The following is a 21,315-nucleotide window of genomic DNA, read 5'->3' on the forward strand; positions in this document are numbered from 1 at the left end:
ATGTCCTCACCTGCCCAGCCCGATGTCCCCATCTGGACCACGGTGCAGGAGCTTCTGGTCGACGACGACCGGGTGACACCCCAACTGCAGGGCTTCCTCAGCCTGGCCGTTCCGGCCGGAGTGATGTCGGCCACGCTCTATCTCGAGGTTCCGAACGATCTCACGGCCGCGCAGATCAACAAGCGTCTGCGTCTCCCGATCATGGAGGCCCTCTCGCACATCGGCGAGGAGGTCACCTCCTACCGCGTCGTGGTCAACCACGAGCTCGCCGAGCAGCAGACCGCGCCGATCGCCGTCGGCGACTTCGGTCGTCAGGAGCAGACGCGCAGCGAATCCCCCATGGAGCCTGCGCCCACCCCGATGCGCCATGAGTCGCGCCTCAACCCGAAGTACACCTTCGACAACTTCGTGATCGGACAATCCAACCGCTTCGCCCACGCAGCCGCCGTCGCGGTCGCCGAAGCACCGGCCAAGGCGTACAACCCCCTCTTCATCTACGGCGACTCCGGACTGGGCAAGACCCACCTCCTCCACGCCATCGGCGATTACGCGCAGTCCCTCTACGCGGGGGTGAAGGTCAGATACGTCTCCAGCGAGGAGTTCACGAACGACTTCATCAACTCCATCGCCAACAACCGGGGTGCTGCCTTCCAGGCGCGATACCGGGAAGTCGACATCCTCCTCATCGACGACATCCAGTTCCTGCAGGGGCGGGCCGAGACCCAGGAAGCCTTCTTCCACACGTTCAACACCCTGCACGACCACAACAAGCAGGTGGTCATCACCAGCGACGTGGCTCCCAAGCTCCTCACCGGCTTCGAGGACAGGATGCGCAGCCGCTTCGAGTGGGGTCTCATCACCGACGTCCAGGCGCCCGACCTGGAGACCCGCATCGCCATTCTCCGCAAGAAGGCCCAGAGCGAGTCTCTGCACATCCCCGACGAGGTGCTCGAGTACATCGCCACGGTGGTGTCATCCAACATCCGCGAGCTGGAGGGGGCACTGATCCGAGTCTCCGCGTTCGCGAGCCTCAATCGATCGCCTCTCGACATCGCGCTCGCCCAGACCGTGCTGCGCGACATCATCGACACGGCAGAGGACAACATCATCTCGCCGACCGACATCATCACGGCGACCGCGCAGTACTTCAAGCTCACCGTCGACGACCTGTACGGGTCCAGCCGCTCGCAGCAGATCGCCACCGCTCGACAGATCGCCATGTACCTGTGCCGGGAACGGACGAACCTCTCCCTCCCCAAGATCGGGCAGCTGTTCGGCAACCGCGACCATACGACCGTCATGTACGCGTACAAGAAGATCAGCGAGCTCATGAAGGAGCGTCGCTCCATCTACAACCAGGTCACCGAGATCACGACCCAGCTGGGACGGCGCTGACACGCCGCGTCTCGGAAAAAGGGGAGGTCCGCACCTGATCGGGTGCGGACCTCCCCTTTTTGTCACCCGGACTGGGGTTCTGATCTCTCGATTGATACCTCTATGCACATGTGGATAACTTGTGGATGACCGTGGATTCGATCGGGACGAATGTGGGTCGATCACCCAAACCTGTGGATAACTCCGGGAGGGGCTTCGAGCACCTCACCCCCGCCAACCCGCGGATTCCTCAGGGTTTCCACAACTGACAACTGTGTAGTTCCCTACTCGCTCTTGCTATCCACCGACTTATCCACAGTATCCACAGCTGTTAACACCGTTAAGGAGTTAAGTCATTCAGGGCGCGATCCGATCACCAGACGGTGTGGAGAGCCGACCGTCGAATGACAGGAACCTCGGCGTAGGGATACGCCGGACTGTGGGGCTAGCATGGGAAGCCCTGCACCGGCAGGGCCGACGACAACGCGTCACAGTTCGACGACAAGGGAGCACCCGTGAGGTTTCAGGTCAACCGCGATGTCTTCAGCGAGGCTGTCTCGTTCGTCGTCAAGCTCCTGCCGCAGCGCAACCCACAGCCGATCCTCGCGGGAGTGCTGATCGAGGCGGACGGTTCCGGCCTCACGCTCTCGGCATTCGACTACGAGGCCTCCGCTCGAACCACCATCGAGGCCACGGTGGAGACGCCGGGCACGATCCTGGTCCACGGTCGACTTCTCTCGGACATCGCCAGCCGCCTCCCGAACGCTCCGATCGAGATCGCGGTCGAGGAAGACGGCGGCATCGCGGTGACCTGTGGCTCCGCGCGGTTCACCCTCGCCGCCATGCCGGTCGAGGAATACCCGTCCATCCCCGAGGTCACCGGCTCGTCGGGAGTCGTTCCCGCCGACGACTTCGGCACCGCCATCGCGCAGGTCGGATTCGCGGCTTCACGCGATGACGTCACGCCGGTGCTCACGGGTGTGCAGCTCGAGGTCTCCGGCCAGACCCTGAGTCTTGTCGCCACCGACCGCTACCGCGTCTCGCTCCGAGACGTGCCGTGGGACGGTGAAGCGGTCGAGGCCACCGCGCTGGTTCCCGCGCGCACGCTGCTGGAGGTCGGGAAGACCTTCGGACACGCCGGAACGATCCAGGTCGCGTTCTCCGGAGCCGGCGACCGCGAGATCATCGCGTTCACCGCAGGAAACAAGACCGTCACCTCGCTCCTGATCAAGGGCAACTTCCCGCCGGTGCGTCGTCTGTTCCCCGAGCAGACGGACCACTACGCGGTCGTGAACACCGCCGACCTGGTCGAAGCGGTCCGCCGCGTATCGCTCGTCCTCGATCGCGCCGCTCCGCTGCGTTTCACGTTCTCGAACGACAGCGTCACCATGGACGCCTCCGGCGGAGACCATGCGCGCGCTTCCGAGTCGGTCGACGCGATCCTCTCCGGCGGTGACGAGGTCACGCTCGGACTGAATCCGCAGTACCTGATCGAGGCTCTCGGCGCCGTGAAGAGCGAGTTCGTGCGCGTCACCTTCACATCGAGCGACAACGCCAACAAGCTCAGCCCGGTCCTCATCACGAGTCAGACCTCGGTCGATCAGGCCGGCCTCGACTCGTTCAAGTACCTGCTGCAGCCCAACCTCCTCCTGCGCTGACCCCGCTCGGCGAGAGCAGGGAGCTTAACGCCTCCCCATCCCCGAGATTCACCGACACTGAATCAGGTGTCGGACACCGAAGGTAGGCTGACTCCGTGATTGTGGAGCACCTGAGTCTGGTCGATTTCCGCAATTACGCGACCGCCGAACTCGCTCTCCACCGCGGTCCGAACGTCCTCGTGGGCAGGAACGGCCAGGGCAAGACGAACCTCGCCGAAGCGGTCGTGTTCCTGGCGACTCTGGGGTCCCATCGTGTCTCCTCGGACGCACCGATGGTCCGCGACGGACAGGAGTTCGCCGTCATCAGGGCTCGCCTCTCTCACGGGGAGCGCCGTGTCCTCGCCGAGGTGCAGGTCAACCGGCAGGGATCGAACAAGGCGCGCATCAACGGGTCGCCGTCGAAGCCGAACGAGCTCCCCCGGTATGCACACGTCGTGCTGTTCGCTCCGGAGGACCTGCAGATCGTGAGAGGCGATCCCTCGGCTCGTCGTCGGTTCACCGATCAGCTCCTCATCCAGCGCACTCCGAGACTCGCCGCCGTCCTCGCCGACTACGACCGTGTGCTCAAGCAACGGAACGCGCTCCTGAAGTCGGCCAGGGCCAGGGGAATCCGCGGCGAGGCGCTGAGCACTCTCGATGTGTGGGACGACAAGCTCGTCTCCCTCGGTTCGGAGATCATCACCGCTCGACAGCGGCTGGCCGTGGATCTGCAGCAGCCGGTCGCCGATGCGTACGAGGCGATCGCCGGGGCCGACCACCGCCCGCAGCTGGAATGGGCCCTCTCGGTCGGCGGAGGAGATCCCGAAGAGGGCGAAGATGCCGCGGACGGAGGAAACGCCGGATCATCGGTCGACCGGCTCGGAGATCCCGGGCACATCGCCGAGTTGTTCCGCGCCTCGCTCGCGGCGAAGCGGTCGAACGAACTCGACCGCGGACTCACCCTCACCGGTCCGCATCGCGATGACCTCGTGCTGCGTGTTCGCGACCTCCCTGTGAAGGGCTATGCATCGCATGGCGAGTCGTGGTCTGTGGCCCTCGCGCTGAGGCTGGCCTCGGCCGAGCTTTTGCGCAGCGAGTCCCCGGCCGGAGATCCCGTCCTCATCCTCGACGACGTCTTCGCGGAACTCGATGCCGATCGTCGACAGCGCCTCGCCGCCCTGACGGCAGGATACGAACAGGTGGTGGTGACGGCAGCGGTGGAGGAGGATATCCCCGAGGCGCTGCACGCGCACGTGGTGCGGATCAGCGCTGGAACGATCAGCGACGAGAGGGGGAAGGATGACTGACGCGGCATCGACTCCCCCGGTCTCCACTCCGCCGGCTGACGTCCCGGAGACGATCGGCACGTACCTGCGACTGCGCGGCCTGCAGCCGAGCTCGAAGAGCTGGAAGCGCAAACGGCGCATCACCACGGACGACGACAACGCTCCGTTCACGCCGGGGCGTGATCCCGGCCCGCTCGGCGCCGTGCTCGACAAGCTGAGTCGGGACTCGGGATGGCAGATCACCCTCGCCCGGGAAGACCTCGTTCGGCAGTGGGCCGACCTCGCTGGGGCCGACACCGCGAAGCACTCGGAGCCGGTGTCTCTGGAGCGCGGTCTGCTCACCGTCAAGTGCGATTCGACGGCGTGGGCGAAGAACCTGCAGTTCATGCGGGCGACGATCCTCACGGAGATCGGTCGACGGTATCCGGATGCGGGCGTGGAGAACCTCCGGTTCATCGGACCGGACGTCCCCTCGTGGAAATGGGGTCCCAGAGCCGTTCCAGGACGGGGCCCACGCGATACCTACGGGTAGGGCACCATCCGAGGGGGTCGAAACGCTCAGAGGCCCACACACGGCCGTTGAGCGGCATTTCTCGACGAAACTCCGCTAGAATGGGAGTTCGTGATATCGATGTGGAGAATGCCCTCTGATGACGCCTGAATCCCCTGCTGACGAGACGGAATCGAACACCGGGGGAACCCCCGCCCCTTCGACTGGCTCAGGGACCCAGACTCCACAGCCCGCACCCAAGGCGAAGCAGCCCGGAGAGTACGGCGCGGATTCGATCCAGATCCTCGAGGGCCTCGAGGCTGTGCGCAAGCGCCCCGGCATGTACATCGGGTCGACCGGTCCCCGAGGCCTGCACCACCTGGTCTACGAGATCGTCGACAACTCGGTCGATGAGGCGCTGGCCGGCTACGCCGACACGATCCTGGTGACGATGCTCGCTGACGGCGGCGTGCGCGTCGTCGACAACGGCCGAGGAATCCCGGTCGACCCGCACTCGTCGGACCCGAACAAGTCGACGGTCGAGGTCGTCCTCACGATCCTGCACGCCGGCGGAAAGTTCGGCGGCGGCGCGTACGCCGTCTCCGGTGGACTGCACGGCGTCGGCTCCTCCGTCGTGAACGCCCTTTCGACGCGGTTCGACGTGGAGGTCAAGCAGAAGGGCTTCGTCTGGCGGCACAGCTTCGCCGACGGCGGTGTCCCCCAGCAGAAGCTCGAGAAGGGCGAGGCGACCGACGAGACCGGGACGAGCATCACGTTCTGGCCAGACGCGGAGATCTTCCAGGAGACGACCGAGTTCGACTACGACACCCTCCGCACGCGGTTCCAGCAGATGGCGTTCCTCAACAAGGGGCTGCGCATCGAGCTGCGCGACGAGCGCGAGTCGTCGGCCTACGAGGTCGAGGAGGACGGCGCGACCGTCACCAAGCAGCCCGGCGATGTGTTCTTCTACGAGCGCGGTCTGGTGGACTACGTCGAGTACCTCAACAAGGTGCGCCACGCCGAAGTGGTCAACGACGAGATCATCGCCTTCGAGTCGGAGGACACCGAGCGCAAGATCTCGCTCGAGGTCGCGATGCAGTGGACGACCTCGTACACCGAGAACGTGTTCACCTATGCCAACACCATCAACACCCACGAGGGTGGAACGCACGAGGAAGGCTTCCGTGCGGCACTGACGACCCTGGTCAACAAATACGCGCGAGCGAACAACCTCCTCAAGGAGAAGGACGACAACCTCTCCGGCGACGACGTGCGCGAGGGACTGACCGCAGTCATCTCGATCAAGCTCGGCGAGCCCCAGTTCGAGGGACAGACCAAGACGAAGCTCGGCAACACCGAGGCGAAGGCGTTCGTGCAGAAGGTGGTCGGCGACCAGCTCGGCGACTGGTTGGAGCGCAACCCGAACCAGGCGAAGAACATCATCCGCAAGGCGATCGATGCGGCCACGGCTCGTCTCGCCGCGCGGAAGGCCCGTGAGACGGCGCGTCGCAAGAGCGTCTTCGAGTCGGCGGCCATGCCGGACAAGCTCAAGGACTGCACGAGCAAGGATCCGTCGATCAGCGAGATCTTCCTCGTCGAGGGTGACTCGGCCGGTGGTTCCGCCGTGCAGGGTCGAGACCCTCACACCCAGGCGATCCTGGCCCTCCGAGGAAAGATCCTCAACGTGGAGCGCGCGCGTCTCGACAAGGCGCTCGGCAACAAGGAAGTCCAGGCGATGATCCAGGCCTTCGGCACCGGCATCGGCGAAGAGTTCGACATCGAGAAGGCGCGCTATCACAAGATCGTGCTGATGGCGGATGCCGACGTGGACGGTCAGCACATCACCACCCTGCTGCTGACGCTCCTCTTCCGCTACATGCGCGGGCTCATCGAGGCCGGTTTCGTGTACCTCGCCATGCCGCCGCTCTACCGGCTCAAGTGGTCGAACTCGGCTCACGAGTACGTGTTCAGCGACGCCGAGCGCGACGCCCTGCTGAAGCACGGCATCGAGAACGGCAAGCGCATCCCGAAGGATGCCGGCATCCAGCGCTACAAGGGTCTCGGTGAGATGAACCCGAAGGAGCTGTGGGAGACGACGATGGATCACACCACTCGCACCCTGCAGCAGATCACCATCGAAGACGCGGCCGCGGCTGACGAGATCTTCAGTGTGCTGATGGGCGAAGACGTCGAGTCCCGACGCAGCTTCATCCAGCGCAACGCCAAGGACGTCCGCTTCCTCGACATCTGATGCCCGCGGGCTCAGACCAGATGTGTGACAGAGAGATTGATTGATGACTGACGAAGAACGCACCGAGCCGGAACACGACCACGGCAAGATCGATCAGGTAGACCTGCAGTCGGAGATGCAGCGCAGCTACCTCGACTACGCCATGGCCGTCATCGTGGGGCGTGCGCTCCCCGATGTGCGTGACGGCCTCAAGCCGGTGCACCGCCGTGTCATCTACGGCATGTACGACGGTGGATTCCGTCCTGACAAGTCGTTCTCGAAGTGCGCCCGTGTGGTCGGCGAGGTAATGGGTCAGTACCACCCGCACGGTGACTCGGCGATCTACGACGCCCTCGTGCGACTGGTGCAGCCGTGGTCTCTGCGGTATCCGCTGGCCCTCGGGCAGGGCAACTTCGGCTCCCCCGGCAACATGGGTGCCGCGGCTCCGCGATACACCGAGACCAAGATGGCTCCGCTCGCGCTCGAGATGGTGCGCGACATCGAAGAAGACACCGTCGACTTCACCGACAACTACGACGGCCAGACGCAGGAGCCGACGGTCCTGCCCGCCCGCTTCCCGAACCTGCTCGTCAACGGCTCGGTCGGCATCGCGGTCGGAATGGCCACCAACATCCCGCCGCACAACCTGCGCGAGGTGTCCGACGCGGCGCTCTGGGCACTCGACAACCCCGGCATCTCCCGCGAGGAACTGCTCGAAGGCCTGATCCAACGCATCCCGGGCCCGGACTTCCCCACCGGCGCGCAGATCCTCGGCACCAAGGGCATCCACGAGGCTTACCGCACCGGCCGCGGCTCGATCACCATGCGCGCGGTCGTCAATGTGGAGGAGATCCAGGGTCGTACCTGCCTCGTCATCACCGAGCTGCCGTACCAGGTCAACCCGGACAACGTGGCGGTGAAGATCGGCGACCTCGCCCGTGACGGCAAGATCACCGGCATCGCCGACATCCGTGACGAGTCGTCGGACCGCACGGGTCAGCGCCTGGTCGTGGTGCTCAAGCGCGACGCGGTCGCCAAGGTCGTGCTGAACAACCTGTACAAGCACACGCAGCTGCAGGAGAACTTCGGCGCGAACATGCTCGCGATCGTCGACGGCGTCCCCCGGACGCTCGCGATCGACGGGTTCATCTCGAACTGGATCTCCCATCAGATCGACGTGATCGTGCGACGGACCGAGTTCCGCCTTCGCGAGGCCGAGAAGCGCATGCACATCCTGCGCGGGTACCTGAAGGCGCTCGATGCGCTCGACGAGGTCATCGCGCTGATCCGTCGTTCGCAGACAACAGCCGACGCCAACGAGGGCCTGCAGAAGCTTCTCGACATCGACGAGATCCAGGCCGATGCGATCCTGCAGATGCAGCTGCGCCGGCTCGCAGCCCTCGAGCGTCAGAAGATCATCGATCAGGCGAACGAGCTCGAGGCGCAGATCACCGACTACAAGGCGATCCTGGCCGACGAGGGCCGTCAGCGGACCATCATCCGGGAAGAGCTGACCGGCATCGTCGAGCGTTTCGGCGACGAGCGCCGCACCCACATCCTGCACGGCTTCGACGGCGACGTCTCGATGGAGGACCTCATCGCCGAAGAGGAGATGGTGGTCACCGTCACGCGCGAGGGCTACATCAAGCGCACGCGCAGCGACAACTACCGTTCGCAGCACCGCGGCGGCAAGGGCGTCAAGGGTGCCCAGCTGCGGGCGAACGACATCGTCGAGCACTTCTTCGTGACGACCACGCACCACTGGCTGCTGTTCTTCACCGACAAGGGTCGCGTCTATCGCGCGAAGACGTACGAGGTGCCGGAGGCCGGTCGCGACGCCAAGGGCATGCACGTGGCGAACCTGCTCGCCCTGCAGCCCGACGAGAACATCGCCCAGGTGCTCGACATCCGCGACTACCAGGTGGCGGACTATCTGGTGCTCGCGACGCGTGACGGACTGGTCAAGAAGACCCGTCTCGACAACTACGACACCAACCGTCAGGGCGGTGTCATCGCGATCCGTCTGAACGAGGAGGACGAGCTCGTCAGCGCGCTGCTCGTGAACGCCGAGGACGACATCCTCCTCATCAGCCGTCGAGGCATGTCGGTGCGCTTCGAGGCGACAGATGAAGCCCTGCGCCCGATGGGCCGGGCGACGGCCGGTGTCCGCGGAATGAAGTTCAAGATCGATGAGGACTGCCTGCTCTCGGCATCCGTCGCCGCGCCGGGGAAGTTCGTCTTCGTGGTCACCGACGGCGGCTATGCGAAGCGCACCGCGGTGGAGGAGTACCGGGTTCAGGGTCGCGGCGGAACGGGCATCAAGGTCGCCAAACTCAACGATGATCGGGGCACTCTCGCGGGTGGTCTGATCGTCTCCGAGGACGACGAGGTCTTGGTGGTTCTGTCCAGCGGCAAGGTGGTACGCTCTGCCGTGGCCGAGGTCCCCGCCAAGGGTCGAGACACCATGGGAGTGGTGTTCGCCCGTACGACGGAGGCCGACCGCATCCTCGCCATCGCCCGTAACGGTGAGCGCGGCCTCGCCGAAGAAGAGGCCGATGCGGAGGACGCAGAGACCCAGGCCCCCGAGACGACCCAGACCCCTGAGGATACAGACGCATGAGCACAGTGGCCGACAAGCTGGCGAAGAAGTCGACCCGCAAGACCAGCGGAAAGCAGGTACGCCTCCGACTGGTCTACGTGGACTTCTGGTCGGCCGTGAAGCTCTCGTTCCTCGGAGCCGTGGCCCTCGCGGTCGTCACGATGGTCTCGTTCTTCCTCATCTTCCTCGTGTTCCAGGCGACGGGGATCATGACGACGGCGGAGAGCTTCCTGCTCGGCATCACCGACAACACGTTCGTGCTGTCCGAGGTCGTGGGACTGCCGCAGGTGATGGCCTTCGCCGCCGTGGTGGCGATCCTGAACCTGATCGTCTTCACGGTGCTCGGCGCCGTGGTCGCCGGAATCTACAACCTCGCGGTGAAGGTGACCGGCGGACTGCTGGTCGGCTTCATGTCGAACTGATCCTCGGTACGGATCCACGAAGGGCGGGTGCTGCGGCACCCGCCCTTCGTCGTTGCTCGGCGCGGTTTCGCTAGACCACGCCGGTCGTACCGAGGAGGGTGCCGATGAGCCAGGTCGCCGCCAGTGCGAGTCCGCCGCCGACGACCAGCCGTATGGATGCGCGCATCGGAGCGGAGCCGCCGATCTTCGCCGACAGGGTTCCCGTCACCGCGAGCGCGAGAAGCACTGCGACGAACGTCACGGGCACGCGCCATTCCGGAGGGGGAAGGAGGATGGCCAGCAACGGCAGCAGTGCTCCGAGAGTGAACGCCACCGCGGAGGAGAGCGCCGCGTGCCACGGGTTCACGAGGTCATCCTGATCGATGCCCAGTTCCACTTCCAGATGGGCGGAGAGGGCGTCGTGCGCGGTGAGCTCCTCGGCCACCTGGCGCGCTGTCTCCGGCGAGAGCCCGCGGTCGCGATAGAGCTGGGTGAGTTCGTCGAGCTCCACGGCCGGCATCGTACGGAGCTCTTCGCGCTCCTTCGCGATCAGTGCCCTCTCACTGTCACGCTGACTGCTCACCGACACGTACTCGCCGAGGGCCATCGAGATCGCGCCTCCGACGAGGCCGGCGATTCCCGCTGTGAGAAGTGCGGCGTTGTCGGTCGTGGCGCCGGCCACCCCGACGACGAGTGAGGCGACCGAGACGATGCCGTCGTTCGCGCCGAGCACTCCTGCGCGCAGCCAGTTCAGCCGCTGACCGAGACCGGTGCCGTGCGGTTCCCCCTCATGCGTACTCATGCCCCCAGTGAAGCAGAACCGTCGTGGTCGAACCGCGACGACCACGGGAACTCTTACGGAAAACCCGAATCGGGGTGTCCGGTTGGCTCGCTGTCGTGGCCTCCCCCACCGCCGTACCTTGGAACCATGACCACTCAGACTGCGACCCCGGCTTCCGCAACAGCGGTGAAGCCGCCGTTGCGCATCTTCCTCACGATCCTGCATCTGGCAGGCGTCGGCGTCATGGGCGGCGCCATCTTCGGCACGCTCGGAGGCCTCCTCGGTACCGGACTCGGACTCCTCTTCGTCGCCGGTATCGGTCTGGTCCTGCTCGTCGGTTTGGTCTATGCCCTCTACGGTCTCGGCTGGTTCGAGATCGCTCGGGTCGGGTCGCTGTACCGGACTCCGGTCGGCCCCCTGCGGCTGCAGCCACGCGACCGCCCTGGCTTCGTCGGATGGCTGCGCGCATTGGGCCGGCAGGCGATCGATGGACGCATGTGGCGCGCTGTCGCCAACTTCGCCATCTCCGCCGTGCTCGGGTGGGTCGTGCTTCGGCTGTTCTGGGGCCTGATCTGGTCGATCGTCGTCTCGTTCGCACCGCTCACCGGAGTCGACTCCGTGATGGGACCGTTCGGCGGCGGGGGCATTCCTGCCGAGTGGGCCCCGCTCATCGGGATCCTGGGCATCGCAGCCTGCGTCGTCGGGATCATCGGCCTCGCACTGCTGCATCGCACCCTGTCGCTCGCGATCGTCATCCGCAGCAGGGAGACGGAGCTCACCGAGCGTGTCCGCACCTCGACGGCCCAGCGCGAGGGGGCCGTGCGCGCCGCCGATGTCGAGCGCACCCGCATCGAGCGCGATCTGCACGACGGAGTCCAGCCCCGTCTCGTCTCCGTGGGGATGACGCTCGGGCTCGCTCAGCAGAAGATCGACAGCGATCCCGGTGCGGCGAAGGAACTCATCAACGAGGCTCACACCTCGACGAAGGCGGCCATCACCGAGCTGCGTCAGCTCGCACGCGGCATACATGCCTCCGTGCTGGACGACCGGGGGCTCGACGCCGCACTGTCGGCACTCGCGGGACGCTCCCACATCCCCGTGCACCTCGACGTGCGGATGGACGGTCGGTGCAGTCGCGAGGCCGAGGCCGCCGTGTACTTCTCGATCGCCGAGTCCCTGACCAACGCGGCGAAGCACTCCCGAGCCAGCGAGGCCCGTGTGGTCGTGCGGCTGCGTGACGGCAACACGCTGTGGGCGCGGGTCGAGGACAACGGCATCGGAGGAGCGCAGGTGCAGCCGGGCGGTGGTCTCGACGGCATCGCGAACCGCATCCTCGCCGCCGGCGGAACCTTCCGCCTCGACAGTCCTCAGGGCGGTCCCACCAGCCTGGAGGTGAGCGTCCCGTGCGCATCCTGATCTGCGAGGACTCGGTCCTGCTGCGCGAGGGCCTGGTCCGTCTGCTCGAAGACGCCGGTCACCAGGTGGTCGCCGCTCTTCCCGACATCGAGGGTCTCGACCAGGCCGTCGTCACGGAGGCACCCGATCTATGCATCCTGGATGTGCGTCTCCCTCCGACCTTCACAGACGAGGGGATCCGGGCCGCTCTCGGTCTGCGGTCGACCCACCCGTCGCTCGCGATCCTCGTGCTCTCCCAGTACGTCGAGGAGCGTTACGCCTCCGACCTGATCGCGGCGCAGGGTGGCCCTCTCGGCTACCTGTTGAAGGATCGGGTCGCCGACGTCTCGGAGTTCCTCGCCTCCGTGCAGCGGATATCCGAGGGAGCCACCGTGCTCGACCCCGAGGTCGTCGCCCAGCTGCTGACACGGCGTAACCGTGATGATCGGATGCTGCGGCTCACCGAGCGCGAGCGCACCGTGCTCGCACTGATCGCCGAGGGCAAGTCGAATCAGGCGATCGCCGGACTGCTGTTCCTCTCCGAAGCCAGCGTCGAGAAGCACATCACCTCCATCTTCCAGAAACTGGGCTTCGAACAGGACGAGTCGGGCAACCGCCGTGTGCTCGCCGCCCTCGCCCACATCGAGAACACCGGTGGCACGACGCCGCCGACCGGCCAGACAGGAGTGGCACGATGACCACCGACAACAACGGGGACCAGGGCGGACACACCCCGCTCACCCCGCCACCCGCCTCCGTTCCGCAGTCTGACGCTCCGCACGCGGCTCCGACCCCTCCTCCCGCCGGCCGCTCGTCCGGTGCGACCGCGGTCATGGTCGTGACGGCGGTGGTCGGTGGGCTCGCACTTCTCGGCGCCGGCGGAACAGCAGCCGCGGCAGCCGTCGGCACCATCGCCACTTCGAACCGTGCCGACTCCGTGCAGAGCGTGGGTGTCGCCGGGCTGGAGAGCATCGACCTCTCCGCCGACGCCAGCAGCATGCGGGTCGAGTTCGGCGACGTCGACGAGGCCACACTCGCCATCACGAACGGACGCGGTACCCCGTGGAGATTCGAACGTGACGGCGACGAGCTGGTCGTGCGGAGCCCGCAGGGGGTCTTCGGATGGTGGATCGGCGGCTGGTTCGGTGAGGAGGAGGTCGCTGTGCTCACGCTCCCGGAGAGCCTTCGCGACGCGGGACTCGATGCCGACCTGAACCTCAATGCGGGCAGCCTCGATGTGGCCGGAGACTTCGGGATCCTCGATGTCAGTGTGAACGCGGGTGCTCTCGACATCCAAGGAGCCGCGAAAGAGCTCGACGTGCAGATGAGCGCCGGTCGTGCCGACATCCTGCTCGACGGCATCGCCCAGGCCGACCTCGGTGTCTCCGCGGGTGATCTCACCGTGGAGCTGACGGGAACGCCTCCCGCGCTGACATCCATCGACGTCAGTGCCGGCACCCTCGATCTGACCGTTCCCGACGTCGAGTACGCGATCTCCCAGGAGATCAGCGCGGGCACGCTGAACGCCGAAGTGGATGAGGCGTCGAGCTCGCGGAGGACGATCGACGTCTCCCTCTCGGCCGGCACCGCGACCATCCGACCGGGTCGCTGAAGACGATCGAGGGGGAGACACTCCCGGGCGCTCCCCCTCGATTCGGATTTTCCGTCTTTCTCCGGTAAAGTCTTGGAGGTTGACGGGGCTATAGCTCAGGCGGTTAGAGCGCTTCACTGATAATGAAGAGGTCCCAGGTTCAAGTCCTGGTAGCCCCACTCCTTAACTCAAGAAATCCCTCACGGGGCCTTAGCTCAGTTGGTAGAGCGCCTGCTTTGCAAGCAGGATGTCAGGAGTTCGAATCTCCTAGGCTCCACAGGATGAAGAAGCCCCTGGCACCTGCCGGGGGCTTCTTTCCTTCGGTCACCGTTTCAGTCGAGATCGATCTCGTAGTGGATCATGCCCGACCGCGACGCGACACGATCGTAGAGGCCCCGCGCCGTGGTGTTCGACTCCGCCGTGAGCCAGTAGAGCTTGGACGACCCGTGCTGCTCCGCCCATGCGCGCACGTGAGTGATCAGCGCCCTGCCGACACCACCGCCGCGCACGTCTGGCGCGACGAAGAGATCTTCCAGATAGCAGTAGTCCGTGATCGTCCAGGTGCCGGCGTGCGTCAGCCAGTGGACGATGCCGACCGCGACGCCGTTGTCATCGCGGGCGATCGCACCACGGATCCCCGATCCGCGGTCGACGAGTCTCCTGAAGGTCGCCGCCGTGGTCGCGTCATCGAGGTCGGTCTCATAGAAGGACAGGTACCCCTTCCAGAGCACCTCCCATTCGGGGCGGTCCTCGGCAGTGATCGCAGCGATCGTCGTCATGAGTCGAGAGTAGCGAGTGCGCACACCGGCTTCATTCGGCGGGTCGAAGCCCCCGGAGGATCGTGGCGTGCCGCACGAGGAATGTCCTTTCGTCGAGCTTCTTGCGGCGCAGCCAGCCCGTGACCTCGTCATTGTGCTTGCTCGCATTGCAGGAGGCGCACGCCGGAACCACGTTCTCGAGCGTGTAGCGGCCGCCGCGGGACACGGGTTGGATGCAGTCGCGCTGCAGAGCGGCGCCGTCTCCCCCGCAGTACGCGCACCCGCCCCAGGCGTCCATCAGGGCGTACCACTGCTCATCGGTGAGGTCGTTGTCCACGCGCGCGAGGCGATTCTGTCGACGTCGGGCGTAGCGCGCGCGGGTCGCCGGCGACGCATTGGCGGACGATACCTTGCGACGGCGCTGCATATCCGGGTGCGTCTCAGTCGGAGCCGACCGAAGTCAGTCCGTGCGGTGCGACGTTCAGTCGCTGGCCACCCTCGGCCGTCACGACGACGATGTCCTCGATGCGGGCACCCCATTCGCCGGCGAAGTAGATACCAGGTTCGATGCTGAAGGCCATGCCCTCGCGGAGCACCAGACCGTTGCCAGGGGCGATGTACGGCTCTTCGTGCACCGAGACTCCGATTCCGTGGCCGGTGCGGTGCAGGAACGCCTCCCCGAGGCCCGCCTCGTCGAGAACGGTTCGCGCTGCGGCATCCACTTCGGAGGCGGAGGCTCCGGGGCGCACGGCATCGACCGCAGCCTGCTGCGCGCGCACCAGCACTCCGATGCGCTCAGCTGCGGCGGGGTCGGGGGTTCCGACCACGTATGTCCTGGTGCTATCGGAGTTGTAGCCGCTCGGGACAGCCCCACCGATGTCGACCACGACCACGTCGCCTTCTTCGATCACGCGGTCCGAGACCTCGTGGTGAGGGTCCGCACCATTCGGGCCCGATCCGACGATCACGAACTCCACCGTGCGGTGCCCTTCGGCGACGATCGCCTCGGCGATGTCGGCAGCCACCTCGCGTTCGGTGCGTCCGGCACGAAGCCACTCAGGCACGCGCCGGTGCACCGCGTCGATGGCGTCTCCGGCACGGCGCAGCTCTCTGATCTCCTCGGCATCCTTGATCATGCGGCTCTCGCGCAGCACCGGTGTGGCGAGCTCGAGGCGCACACCCAGGCGCTCACCGATCGGGATGACGTGCAGGGCGGGGAGGGCGTCGGACACACCGACGCGTGCCACCGCACCCGCTGCCTCGCCGACCAGCGCGTAGGGATCCTCTCCGTCCACCCAGTCCGCGACGCGGAGGCCGAGCTCACCGGCGGCCGTGGTTCGCAGCTTGGCGAGTTCCATCCGCGGCACCACCACCGTGGGCGTGACTCCGGGACCGAGAACGAGTGCGGTGAGCCGCTCGATGGTGTCGCCCTCCACGCCCAGCAGGTACTGCAGGTCGGGTCCGGGACCCACGATGACGGCATCGATTCCCGCTTCAGCCGCGAGCGTTGCGGCGTCGGCGAGGCGGGCAGCGTACACGGATGCGGGGAAGGGCAGAGTGCTCACGGCTCAACGGTACTGCCCGAGCGGCCTCGGGGCAGCAGGGTGTCGTCAGCTGATCGCCAGTCGGATGCGTTCGCCCAGGAACTCGAGGTCGGCCTTCGTGAGGTCGGTCACGGCATAGGCGGTCGGCCACACGGTTCCGTCGTCGAGGTTCGAGATCGGTTCGAACCCGAACGTTCCGTAGCGGACCTTGAACTTGCTGGCCGGCTGGAAGAAGCAGAGCACCTTGCCGTCGCGACCCCACGCCGGCATCCCGTAGTAGGTGCGGGGGACCAGGTCGGGGGCGACCTCGGAGACCAGGTCATGCAGCTTCTTCGCCAGGGCCTGGTCTTCGGGTGTGAGCTTCTCGATCGCCTCCTTGATGTCGGCCTCCCCCGCGGCGCGGAGCTCCTCCGGGGACTTCTTCGCCCTGGAGCGGCGCGTGCGCGCTTCCTTCGCGGCAGCCTGCATGGCCTCGCGTTCCTCGGCGCTGAAGTTCTTCTCTTTCTCGGCCATGATCGGTCCTCTCCTGGTGCTGTCCGTTGTGGAGATCACATTACGGAGGCCGGAGGACAGAGCGCTTCTCGATTCCTGATCGATCGGAGCGGACCGTCGGTTTCCGGAGCGTGACGCACGGTCATCGACCCCCTTCGCTGACGGATAGGGTGTGTCCATGGACCTGCGTGTCGCGGCGTACGCGGTCGTCACCGATGACGACGGACGGCTGCTGTTGGCGCGCTGGACGGAGGGTCGTCGCGTCGCGTGGACGATGCCCGGGGGTGGGCTCGAGCCGGGTGAATCTCCGGAAGACGCCGTACGTCGAGAGCTCCGCGAGGAGACCGGCTACACGGTCAAGGTCGGCGAGCTCCTCGGCATCCATTCCCGTGTGATTCCCGCGGGTCGTCGAGTGCAGAAGGCAGCAGAACCGCTGCACACGCTGCGCATCGTCTACCGAGCCGAGGTCACCGGTGGCAAGCTGCGATTCGAGACCGGCGGTTCGACCGACATGGCCGAGTGGTTTCCGATGAAGGCGGTGGCCGAGCTGCAGCGGGTGCGGCTGGTCGACATCGCCATGCGGATGGCCGGGATCCTCTGAACCGACCGAGTCCCGGCCGGGGTCAACGCTCTTCGGGAACGGAGATGTCTGCGACGGTCGCCCCGTAGGCGGCGATCAGGTCGTCTGCGTCGACGAACAGACTGTATCCGTGGGCCCCCGCACCCATGGCGATGCGCTGACCGACGATGGACTCGTCGGCGTAGATCGGCCAGTCGGTGGTGCTGCCGATCGGGACGATGGTGCCGCGCTCGTAGCCTGTCGCCGCGAGAGCCAACTCCGCTTCCGGAAGCCGAAGCTTGTTCACTCCGACCAGGGCGCGGAGCTTCGGCCAGGAGATCGAGCGTCCGCCCGGTATCAGCGCGAACAGGAACGTGTCGTCGGAGCGCTTCACGACGAGTGTCTTGACGATGCCCGACGGCGGGATGCCGAGGAGCTCGGCTGCCTCGAACAGGCTGCCTGCCGCCGGGCGCTCACGGATCTCGATCTCGAGACCGCGGGCTGCGGCCGCTTCACGCACCCGCGCATGCCGATCGCCTCCGTCACCCGGGGCGACGGAGGCGATATCGGACGGGGTCACGCGTCGGGTGCGGCGAGCGGGTCGTCCGCGACCCAGAGCTCGTCGTCGGCGCGCAGTGCCTGCCAAGCGGCGTAGAGAACGCCGACGGCCGCGGCCGCGCCGAGGACGATAGCGATGACGGAGCCGAGACCCGGGCCCGACTTCTGCTTCTTCCCGAAAGCACCGCGGGGTGCCGGGACGGCCACACCGTGACGCTTCGCGTTGGCGACATCCCACGCGGTGAGGGCGGAACCGACGACTCCGCCCACGATCGGGACGACCTTGTCGTCGACGACGTGCTTGCCGATCTTGACGCCACGGTCGACGACCGGGGCGACGCGACGGTTGTACGTGTCCTGGATGACCGGGACGACCTGCTCACGATTGAGGCTGCCGAGCTGACGTCCGGCCTCCCGGGCGACATCGGCGGCGTGACCGACGAGCACCTGCTGGTTCTCCCAGAGCTGGTTCGCTTCCTTCTGAAGACGACGCAGTTCCTTCTTCCGCTTGCGGCTGAGGCTCACGATGCTCTCCTGTCCATTGGAGTACGGGTTCCCCATCTTGCCACGACAGGCTGGAAGCCGGGAGGGAATCGCCCGACCCTTGCTTCTTCGCCTGATCAGGGGTACAGGCCTCGGCCAACTCACCGGAAGCTCTGCGAGAATGAAGGCATGGCTCACGCTTCTCATGTCGCAACCCTGCACACCAACCACGGTGACATCGTCATCAACCTCTTCGGCGATCACGCACCGAAGACGGTCAAGAACTTCGTCGGCCTCGCCGACGGCACCCAGGAGTGGACCGACCCCGCCACCGGCAAGCCCGGCGACGGACCCCTCTACAAGGACGTCATCTTCCACCGCATCATCCCGAACTTCATGATCCAGGGCGGCGACCCGCTCGGACAGGGCGTCGGCGGCCCCGGCTACAACTTCGACGATGAGATCAACATGGAGCTCGACTTCAACAAGCCGTACATCCTCGCGATGGCCAACGCCGGCCTGCGTCGCAACGCCATCACCGGCAAGCCCGAGGGCACCAACGGTTCGCAGTTCTTCATCACGACGGACCCCACCCCGTGGCTGCAGGGCAAGCACACGATCTTCGGCGAGGTCGCCGATGACGCTTCCCGCGCAGTCGTCGACGCGATCGGCGCCGTGCAGACCGGCCCGGGCGACCGTCCGGTCGAGCCTGTCGTGCTGCAGTCGATCGACATCGTCGCGGCCTGACGACAGCTGCGGCCGATCCGGATGACCACGCCAGAGTTCACGAGCAATCGCGACAACTTCTGTTACCGCCATCCGGATCGGCAGAGCTTCGTGCTCTGCCAGCGGTGCATGCGCACCATCTGCCCCGAGTGCCAGACGCAGGCGGCTGTCGGCGTCATCTGTCCCGAGTGCATGAACGCGGACAAGAAGAACCGCACCCCCGCTCAGAAGAAGGCGGCTCGGCGCTGGGGCGGCAGCGGCGCGACCATGGCGATGGCCCGCAGCGGCAAGCCGGTCGTCACCTACGCTCTCCTCGCCGTCACGTCGTTCATCGGACTGGTTCAGCTGATCCCCGGCATCGGCGAGCAGATCACCGGGCAGATGCTCTTCGCGGCCCCGTATCTGTACCCGAACCTCTCGCCGCTGCCATTCGAGCCCTGGCGACTGCTCACCGCCGTCTTCGCCCACGGCAGCTTCATCCACCTCGCCCTCAACATGCTCGCGTTGTGGATGCTCGGACAGAGCCTCGAGCCCATGCTCGGCCGCGTCCGGTTCCTCGCCCTCTACCTCATCAGCGGTCTTGGCGGCTCGGTCATGGTGGCGGTGCTCGCCCCGCTGACCTCCACGGTCGGGGCCTCGGGAGCGATCTTCGGCATGATGGCCGCTCTGCTCATCGTCGGCCGGCACCTCGGCGCCAATGTCACCGGGCTTCTCGTCATCCTCGGCATCAACTTCGTCTACGGGCTGGTCTTCGGGGGTGGACGGATCTCCTGGCAGGCGCACCTCGGCGGAGTCGTCATCGGCGCGCTGGTGGCCTTCATCTATGTCAAGACGAAGCGCCGAGACCAGCGAACCCTGCAGATCGTTCTGCTGTCCGCGCTGGTCGTCCTGTTGATCGTCGTCGTCGCCTTCGTGCCGCCGCTCATCCTTTTGTCCTGATCCCGAGTTGTTAACAGGGTTGTTAACCCCTGTGAATAACACCGGTGTAATTCTCCCCAGGCTGTGGATGGACCTGTGGATAACTTTCGCTCTGGGTGGACTTGTGGGCGGGCATCTCCGGGGGACGGTCGTAGGCGGATTCCCTTCGTTCGCAGAACGGGCTCCCTCCCGCTTCGCGGGTCCCTCCCGATGCTCACTCCGGGAACCCGCCTACGACCTTCGGTGGCGTTGCCGCTGTACACCGGAGCGGAGTGGAATCCGGGATGGGTATGAGAAAGGCCCCCTCGCGATGCGAGGGGGCCTTTCTGGAAGAAGTGGAGGCGTCAGCGCCAGCGAGTGGTCATCAGGAAGCCGATCAGCGCGATGCCGAGGCCGATCGCCAGGTTCCAGTTCGACAGCCCCGGGATCGGGTACTGCATGCCGGAGATGTAGAAGACAAGGATCCACACGAGCCCCAGGAGCATGAAGCCGATCATCACCGGCTTGAACCACACGGCGTTGGGAGCGGCGTCGCCTTCGGCGCGCTCGACGGCGGGTTCTTCAGTCTTGCGGTCACGTGCCATTCCGTCATTGTACCCATGAGACCTGTCCTCCGCCGAGGCCAGGATGCCGCCGCAGACGGAGAGGCCACGGCGCGCGCTCAGCGTTCCCGGATATGATCACCGCATGACTGCATCCGTCGTGCCTGGGGGGCGGCGTCCGCGGCGACAGCGGCCGCGCTCGCGCGCGACGTTCGCGAGCGTGCTCGGAGAGCTGCTCCTCACCGCCGGCGTGATCGTCCTGCTCTTCGTCGCGTGGCAGATGTGGATCGGCGACATCATCATCAGCGCCCAGAAGAACGACGAGGGTGCAGCCGTGTCTCAGGCGCTGGCACAGGCCGAGCCCCCGGCGCTCCCGCCCGTCGTCGAGGAAGACGACGGAACCACGGCATACGTGCCCCCCGTGCCCGCGGCCCCGGCCGATGCGCAGTGGTTCGGACAGATGCACATCCCGCGTTTCGGCGCGGACTACAACTTCGGGATCTTCGGCGGGACGAGCCGTGCCCGCACGCTCGACCAGCAGGGGATCGGGGTCTACACCAACTCGAAGATGCCGGGCGAGGTCGGCAACTTCTCGCTGGCCGGGCATCGGACCACGTGGGGAAAGCCGTTCAACCAGCTCGACAAGCTGCAGTTGAACGACGCGATCGTCGTGGAGACACCTGACGGCTGGTACACCTACCGGTTCCGCACGCTCGAGTACGTGAAGCCCAGCCAGACCGATGTGCTCGCCGACGTGCCGCAGATGCCCGAGCAGCAGACCGGGGAGCAGTACATCACGCTCACGGCCTGCTCTCCGCTGTACTCCTTGGCCGAGCGCATCGTCGCCTACGGGGTGTTCGAGAGCTTCCAGCCACGCGCCGAGGGTCCGCCGACCGCTCTGACCGATCCGCCGCCTCCGCCGGCCGCACCCTCGGTGTGATCATGGACATC

The 21,315-nt window shown here is 66.1% G+C and carries 22 protein-coding genes and 2 tRNA genes; 16 read left to right on the plus strand and 8 right to left on the minus strand.

Annotation, left to right across the window (positions count from 1 at the left end; translation table 11 throughout):
* From dnaA to ABRP18_RS00035, 7 genes are all read left to right on the plus strand, one after another.
* The gene (dnaA, locus tag ABRP18_RS00005; RefSeq protein ID WP_046747968.1) at nucleotides 1-1,395 is read left to right on the plus strand and encodes a chromosomal replication initiator protein DnaA; all 1,395 of its coding nucleotides are present in this window, start codon (nucleotides 1-3) and stop codon (nucleotides 1,393-1,395) included.
* 494 nt (nucleotides 1,396-1,889) lie between these two features.
* On the plus strand, nucleotides 1,890-3,032 hold the full coding sequence (dnaN, locus tag ABRP18_RS00010; protein ID WP_046747969.1) for a DNA polymerase III subunit beta: 1,143 nt from the start codon (nucleotides 1,890-1,892) through the stop codon (nucleotides 3,030-3,032).
* A gap of 95 nt (nucleotides 3,033-3,127) precedes the next feature.
* The gene (gene recF, locus ABRP18_RS00015; RefSeq protein WP_349885210.1) at nucleotides 3,128-4,318 is read left to right on the plus strand and encodes a DNA replication/repair protein RecF; all 1,191 of its coding nucleotides are present in this window, start codon (nucleotides 3,128-3,130) and stop codon (nucleotides 4,316-4,318) included.
* Entirely contained in the window at nucleotides 4,311-4,829 is a 519-nt protein-coding gene (locus ABRP18_RS00020) for a DUF721 domain-containing protein (protein ID WP_113680666.1), read from the plus strand. Before recF ends, ABRP18_RS00020 begins: the two co-directional genes overlap by 8 nt.
* A gap of 118 nt (nucleotides 4,830-4,947) precedes the next feature.
* Nucleotides 4,948-7,038, plus strand: a complete 2,091-nt coding sequence (gene gyrB, locus ABRP18_RS00025) for a DNA topoisomerase (ATP-hydrolyzing) subunit B (RefSeq protein WP_082108635.1) — start codon at nucleotides 4,948-4,950, stop codon at nucleotides 7,036-7,038.
* 43 nt (nucleotides 7,039-7,081) lie between these two features.
* Nucleotides 7,082-9,637 (plus strand): DNA gyrase subunit A, encoded by a 2,556-nt coding sequence (gyrA, locus tag ABRP18_RS00030; RefSeq protein WP_046747972.1) that lies wholly within the window; start codon nucleotides 7,082-7,084, stop codon nucleotides 9,635-9,637.
* Nucleotides 9,634-10,038, plus strand: a complete 405-nt coding sequence (locus ABRP18_RS00035; RefSeq protein WP_017829919.1) for a DUF3566 domain-containing protein — start codon at nucleotides 9,634-9,636, stop codon at nucleotides 10,036-10,038. The genes gyrA and ABRP18_RS00035 overlap by 4 nt, the downstream gene beginning before the upstream one ends.
* A gap of 70 nt (nucleotides 10,039-10,108) precedes the next feature.
* Here the strand turns inward: ABRP18_RS00035 and ABRP18_RS00040 are convergent, their stop codons facing one another.
* Complete coding sequence (locus ABRP18_RS00040; protein ID WP_046747973.1) at nucleotides 10,109-10,819, minus strand: VIT family protein; 711 nt, start codon at nucleotides 10,817-10,819, stop codon at nucleotides 10,109-10,111.
* Nucleotides 10,820-10,945: 126 nt separating this feature from the next.
* Between ABRP18_RS00040 and ABRP18_RS00045 the strand changes: the two genes are divergently transcribed.
* From ABRP18_RS00045 to ABRP18_RS00065, 5 genes are all read left to right on the plus strand, one after another.
* Nucleotides 10,946-12,214: a histidine kinase gene (locus ABRP18_RS00045; RefSeq protein ID WP_349885211.1), complete on the plus strand. Its 1,269-nt coding sequence runs from the start codon at nucleotides 10,946-10,948 to the stop codon at nucleotides 12,212-12,214.
* Nucleotides 12,202-12,891: a response regulator transcription factor gene (locus tag ABRP18_RS00050; protein WP_058630950.1), complete on the plus strand. Its 690-nt coding sequence runs from the start codon at nucleotides 12,202-12,204 to the stop codon at nucleotides 12,889-12,891. Before ABRP18_RS00045 ends, ABRP18_RS00050 begins: the two co-directional genes overlap by 13 nt.
* On the plus strand, nucleotides 12,888-13,805 hold the full coding sequence (locus ABRP18_RS00055) for a hypothetical protein (RefSeq protein ID WP_113680668.1): 918 nt from the start codon (nucleotides 12,888-12,890) through the stop codon (nucleotides 13,803-13,805). The genes ABRP18_RS00050 and ABRP18_RS00055 overlap by 4 nt, the downstream gene beginning before the upstream one ends.
* 84 nt (nucleotides 13,806-13,889) lie before the next feature.
* Nucleotides 13,890-13,963 (plus strand) — tRNA-Ile (locus tag ABRP18_RS00060).
* A 25-nt stretch (nucleotides 13,964-13,988) separates the two neighbouring features.
* Nucleotides 13,989-14,061: transfer RNA gene (locus ABRP18_RS00065), tRNA-Ala, on the plus strand.
* A gap of 55 nt (nucleotides 14,062-14,116) precedes the next feature.
* Here ABRP18_RS00065 and ABRP18_RS00070 read toward each other — a convergent pair.
* From ABRP18_RS00070 to ABRP18_RS00085, 4 genes are all read right to left on the minus strand, one after another.
* On the minus strand, nucleotides 14,117-14,563 hold the full coding sequence (locus ABRP18_RS00070) for a GNAT family N-acetyltransferase (protein WP_061016339.1): 447 nt from the start codon (nucleotides 14,561-14,563) through the stop codon (nucleotides 14,117-14,119).
* 31 nt (nucleotides 14,564-14,594) lie between these two features.
* Nucleotides 14,595-14,879, minus strand: coding sequence for an HNH endonuclease (locus tag ABRP18_RS00075; protein ID WP_307723489.1), 285 nt, complete (start codon nucleotides 14,877-14,879; stop codon nucleotides 14,595-14,597).
* Nucleotides 14,880-14,982: 103 nt separating this feature from the next.
* Entirely contained in the window at nucleotides 14,983-16,107 is a 1,125-nt protein-coding gene (locus ABRP18_RS00080; RefSeq protein ID WP_349885212.1) for a Xaa-Pro peptidase family protein, read from the minus strand.
* 45 nt (nucleotides 16,108-16,152) lie between these two features.
* Nucleotides 16,153-16,599: a DUF1801 domain-containing protein gene (locus tag ABRP18_RS00085; RefSeq protein ID WP_058630937.1), complete on the minus strand. Its 447-nt coding sequence runs from the start codon at nucleotides 16,597-16,599 to the stop codon at nucleotides 16,153-16,155.
* A gap of 157 nt (nucleotides 16,600-16,756) precedes the next feature.
* Here ABRP18_RS00085 and ABRP18_RS00090 point away from each other — a divergent pair, with 157 nt between their 5' ends.
* Nucleotides 16,757-17,179 carry an NUDIX hydrolase gene (locus tag ABRP18_RS00090; protein ID WP_113680676.1) on the plus strand — a complete coding sequence of 141 codons (423 nt, stop codon included), beginning with the start codon at nucleotides 16,757-16,759 and terminating at the stop codon, nucleotides 17,177-17,179.
* Between the two features lie 22 nt (nucleotides 17,180-17,201).
* Here the strand turns inward: ABRP18_RS00090 and ABRP18_RS00095 are convergent, their stop codons facing one another.
* Nucleotides 17,202-17,657 (minus strand): aminoacyl-tRNA deacylase, encoded by a 456-nt coding sequence (locus ABRP18_RS00095; protein ID WP_171011004.1) that lies wholly within the window; start codon nucleotides 17,655-17,657, stop codon nucleotides 17,202-17,204.
* Nucleotides 17,658-17,713: 56 nt separating this feature from the next.
* Nucleotides 17,714-18,220, minus strand: coding sequence for a hypothetical protein (locus ABRP18_RS00100; RefSeq protein WP_046747982.1), 507 nt, complete (start codon nucleotides 18,218-18,220; stop codon nucleotides 17,714-17,716).
* Between the two features lie 147 nt (nucleotides 18,221-18,367).
* On the opposite strand from ABRP18_RS00100, the gene ABRP18_RS00105 reads away from it, so the two are divergent.
* Both ABRP18_RS00105 and ABRP18_RS00110 read left to right on the plus strand, forming a co-directional pair.
* The gene (locus tag ABRP18_RS00105; protein WP_046747983.1) at nucleotides 18,368-18,925 is read left to right on the plus strand and encodes a peptidylprolyl isomerase; all 558 of its coding nucleotides are present in this window, start codon (nucleotides 18,368-18,370) and stop codon (nucleotides 18,923-18,925) included.
* A gap of 21 nt (nucleotides 18,926-18,946) precedes the next feature.
* A complete protein-coding gene (locus ABRP18_RS00110; RefSeq protein WP_193762109.1) occupies nucleotides 18,947-19,843 on the plus strand; it encodes a rhomboid family intramembrane serine protease in 897 nt (298 codons plus the stop codon).
* A gap of 323 nt (nucleotides 19,844-20,166) precedes the next feature.
* On the opposite strand, the gene ABRP18_RS00115 is transcribed toward ABRP18_RS00110, so the two are convergent.
* Nucleotides 20,167-20,406 carry a cell division protein CrgA gene (locus ABRP18_RS00115; RefSeq protein ID WP_045263578.1) on the minus strand — a complete coding sequence of 80 codons (240 nt, stop codon included), beginning with the start codon at nucleotides 20,404-20,406 and terminating at the stop codon, nucleotides 20,167-20,169.
* A gap of 103 nt (nucleotides 20,407-20,509) precedes the next feature.
* Here ABRP18_RS00115 and ABRP18_RS00120 point away from each other — a divergent pair, with 103 nt between their 5' ends.
* Nucleotides 20,510-21,304, plus strand: coding sequence for a class E sortase (locus ABRP18_RS00120; RefSeq protein WP_058630934.1), 795 nt, complete (start codon nucleotides 20,510-20,512; stop codon nucleotides 21,302-21,304).
* Nucleotides 21,305-21,315: the final 11 nt, after the last annotated feature.

Origin of the sequence: Microbacterium sp. WHRI 7836, assembly GCF_040223885.2 — a bacterium.
In the GTDB taxonomy this organism is placed as follows: Bacteria; Actinomycetota; Actinomycetes; order Actinomycetales; family Microbacteriaceae; genus Microbacterium; species Microbacterium oxydans.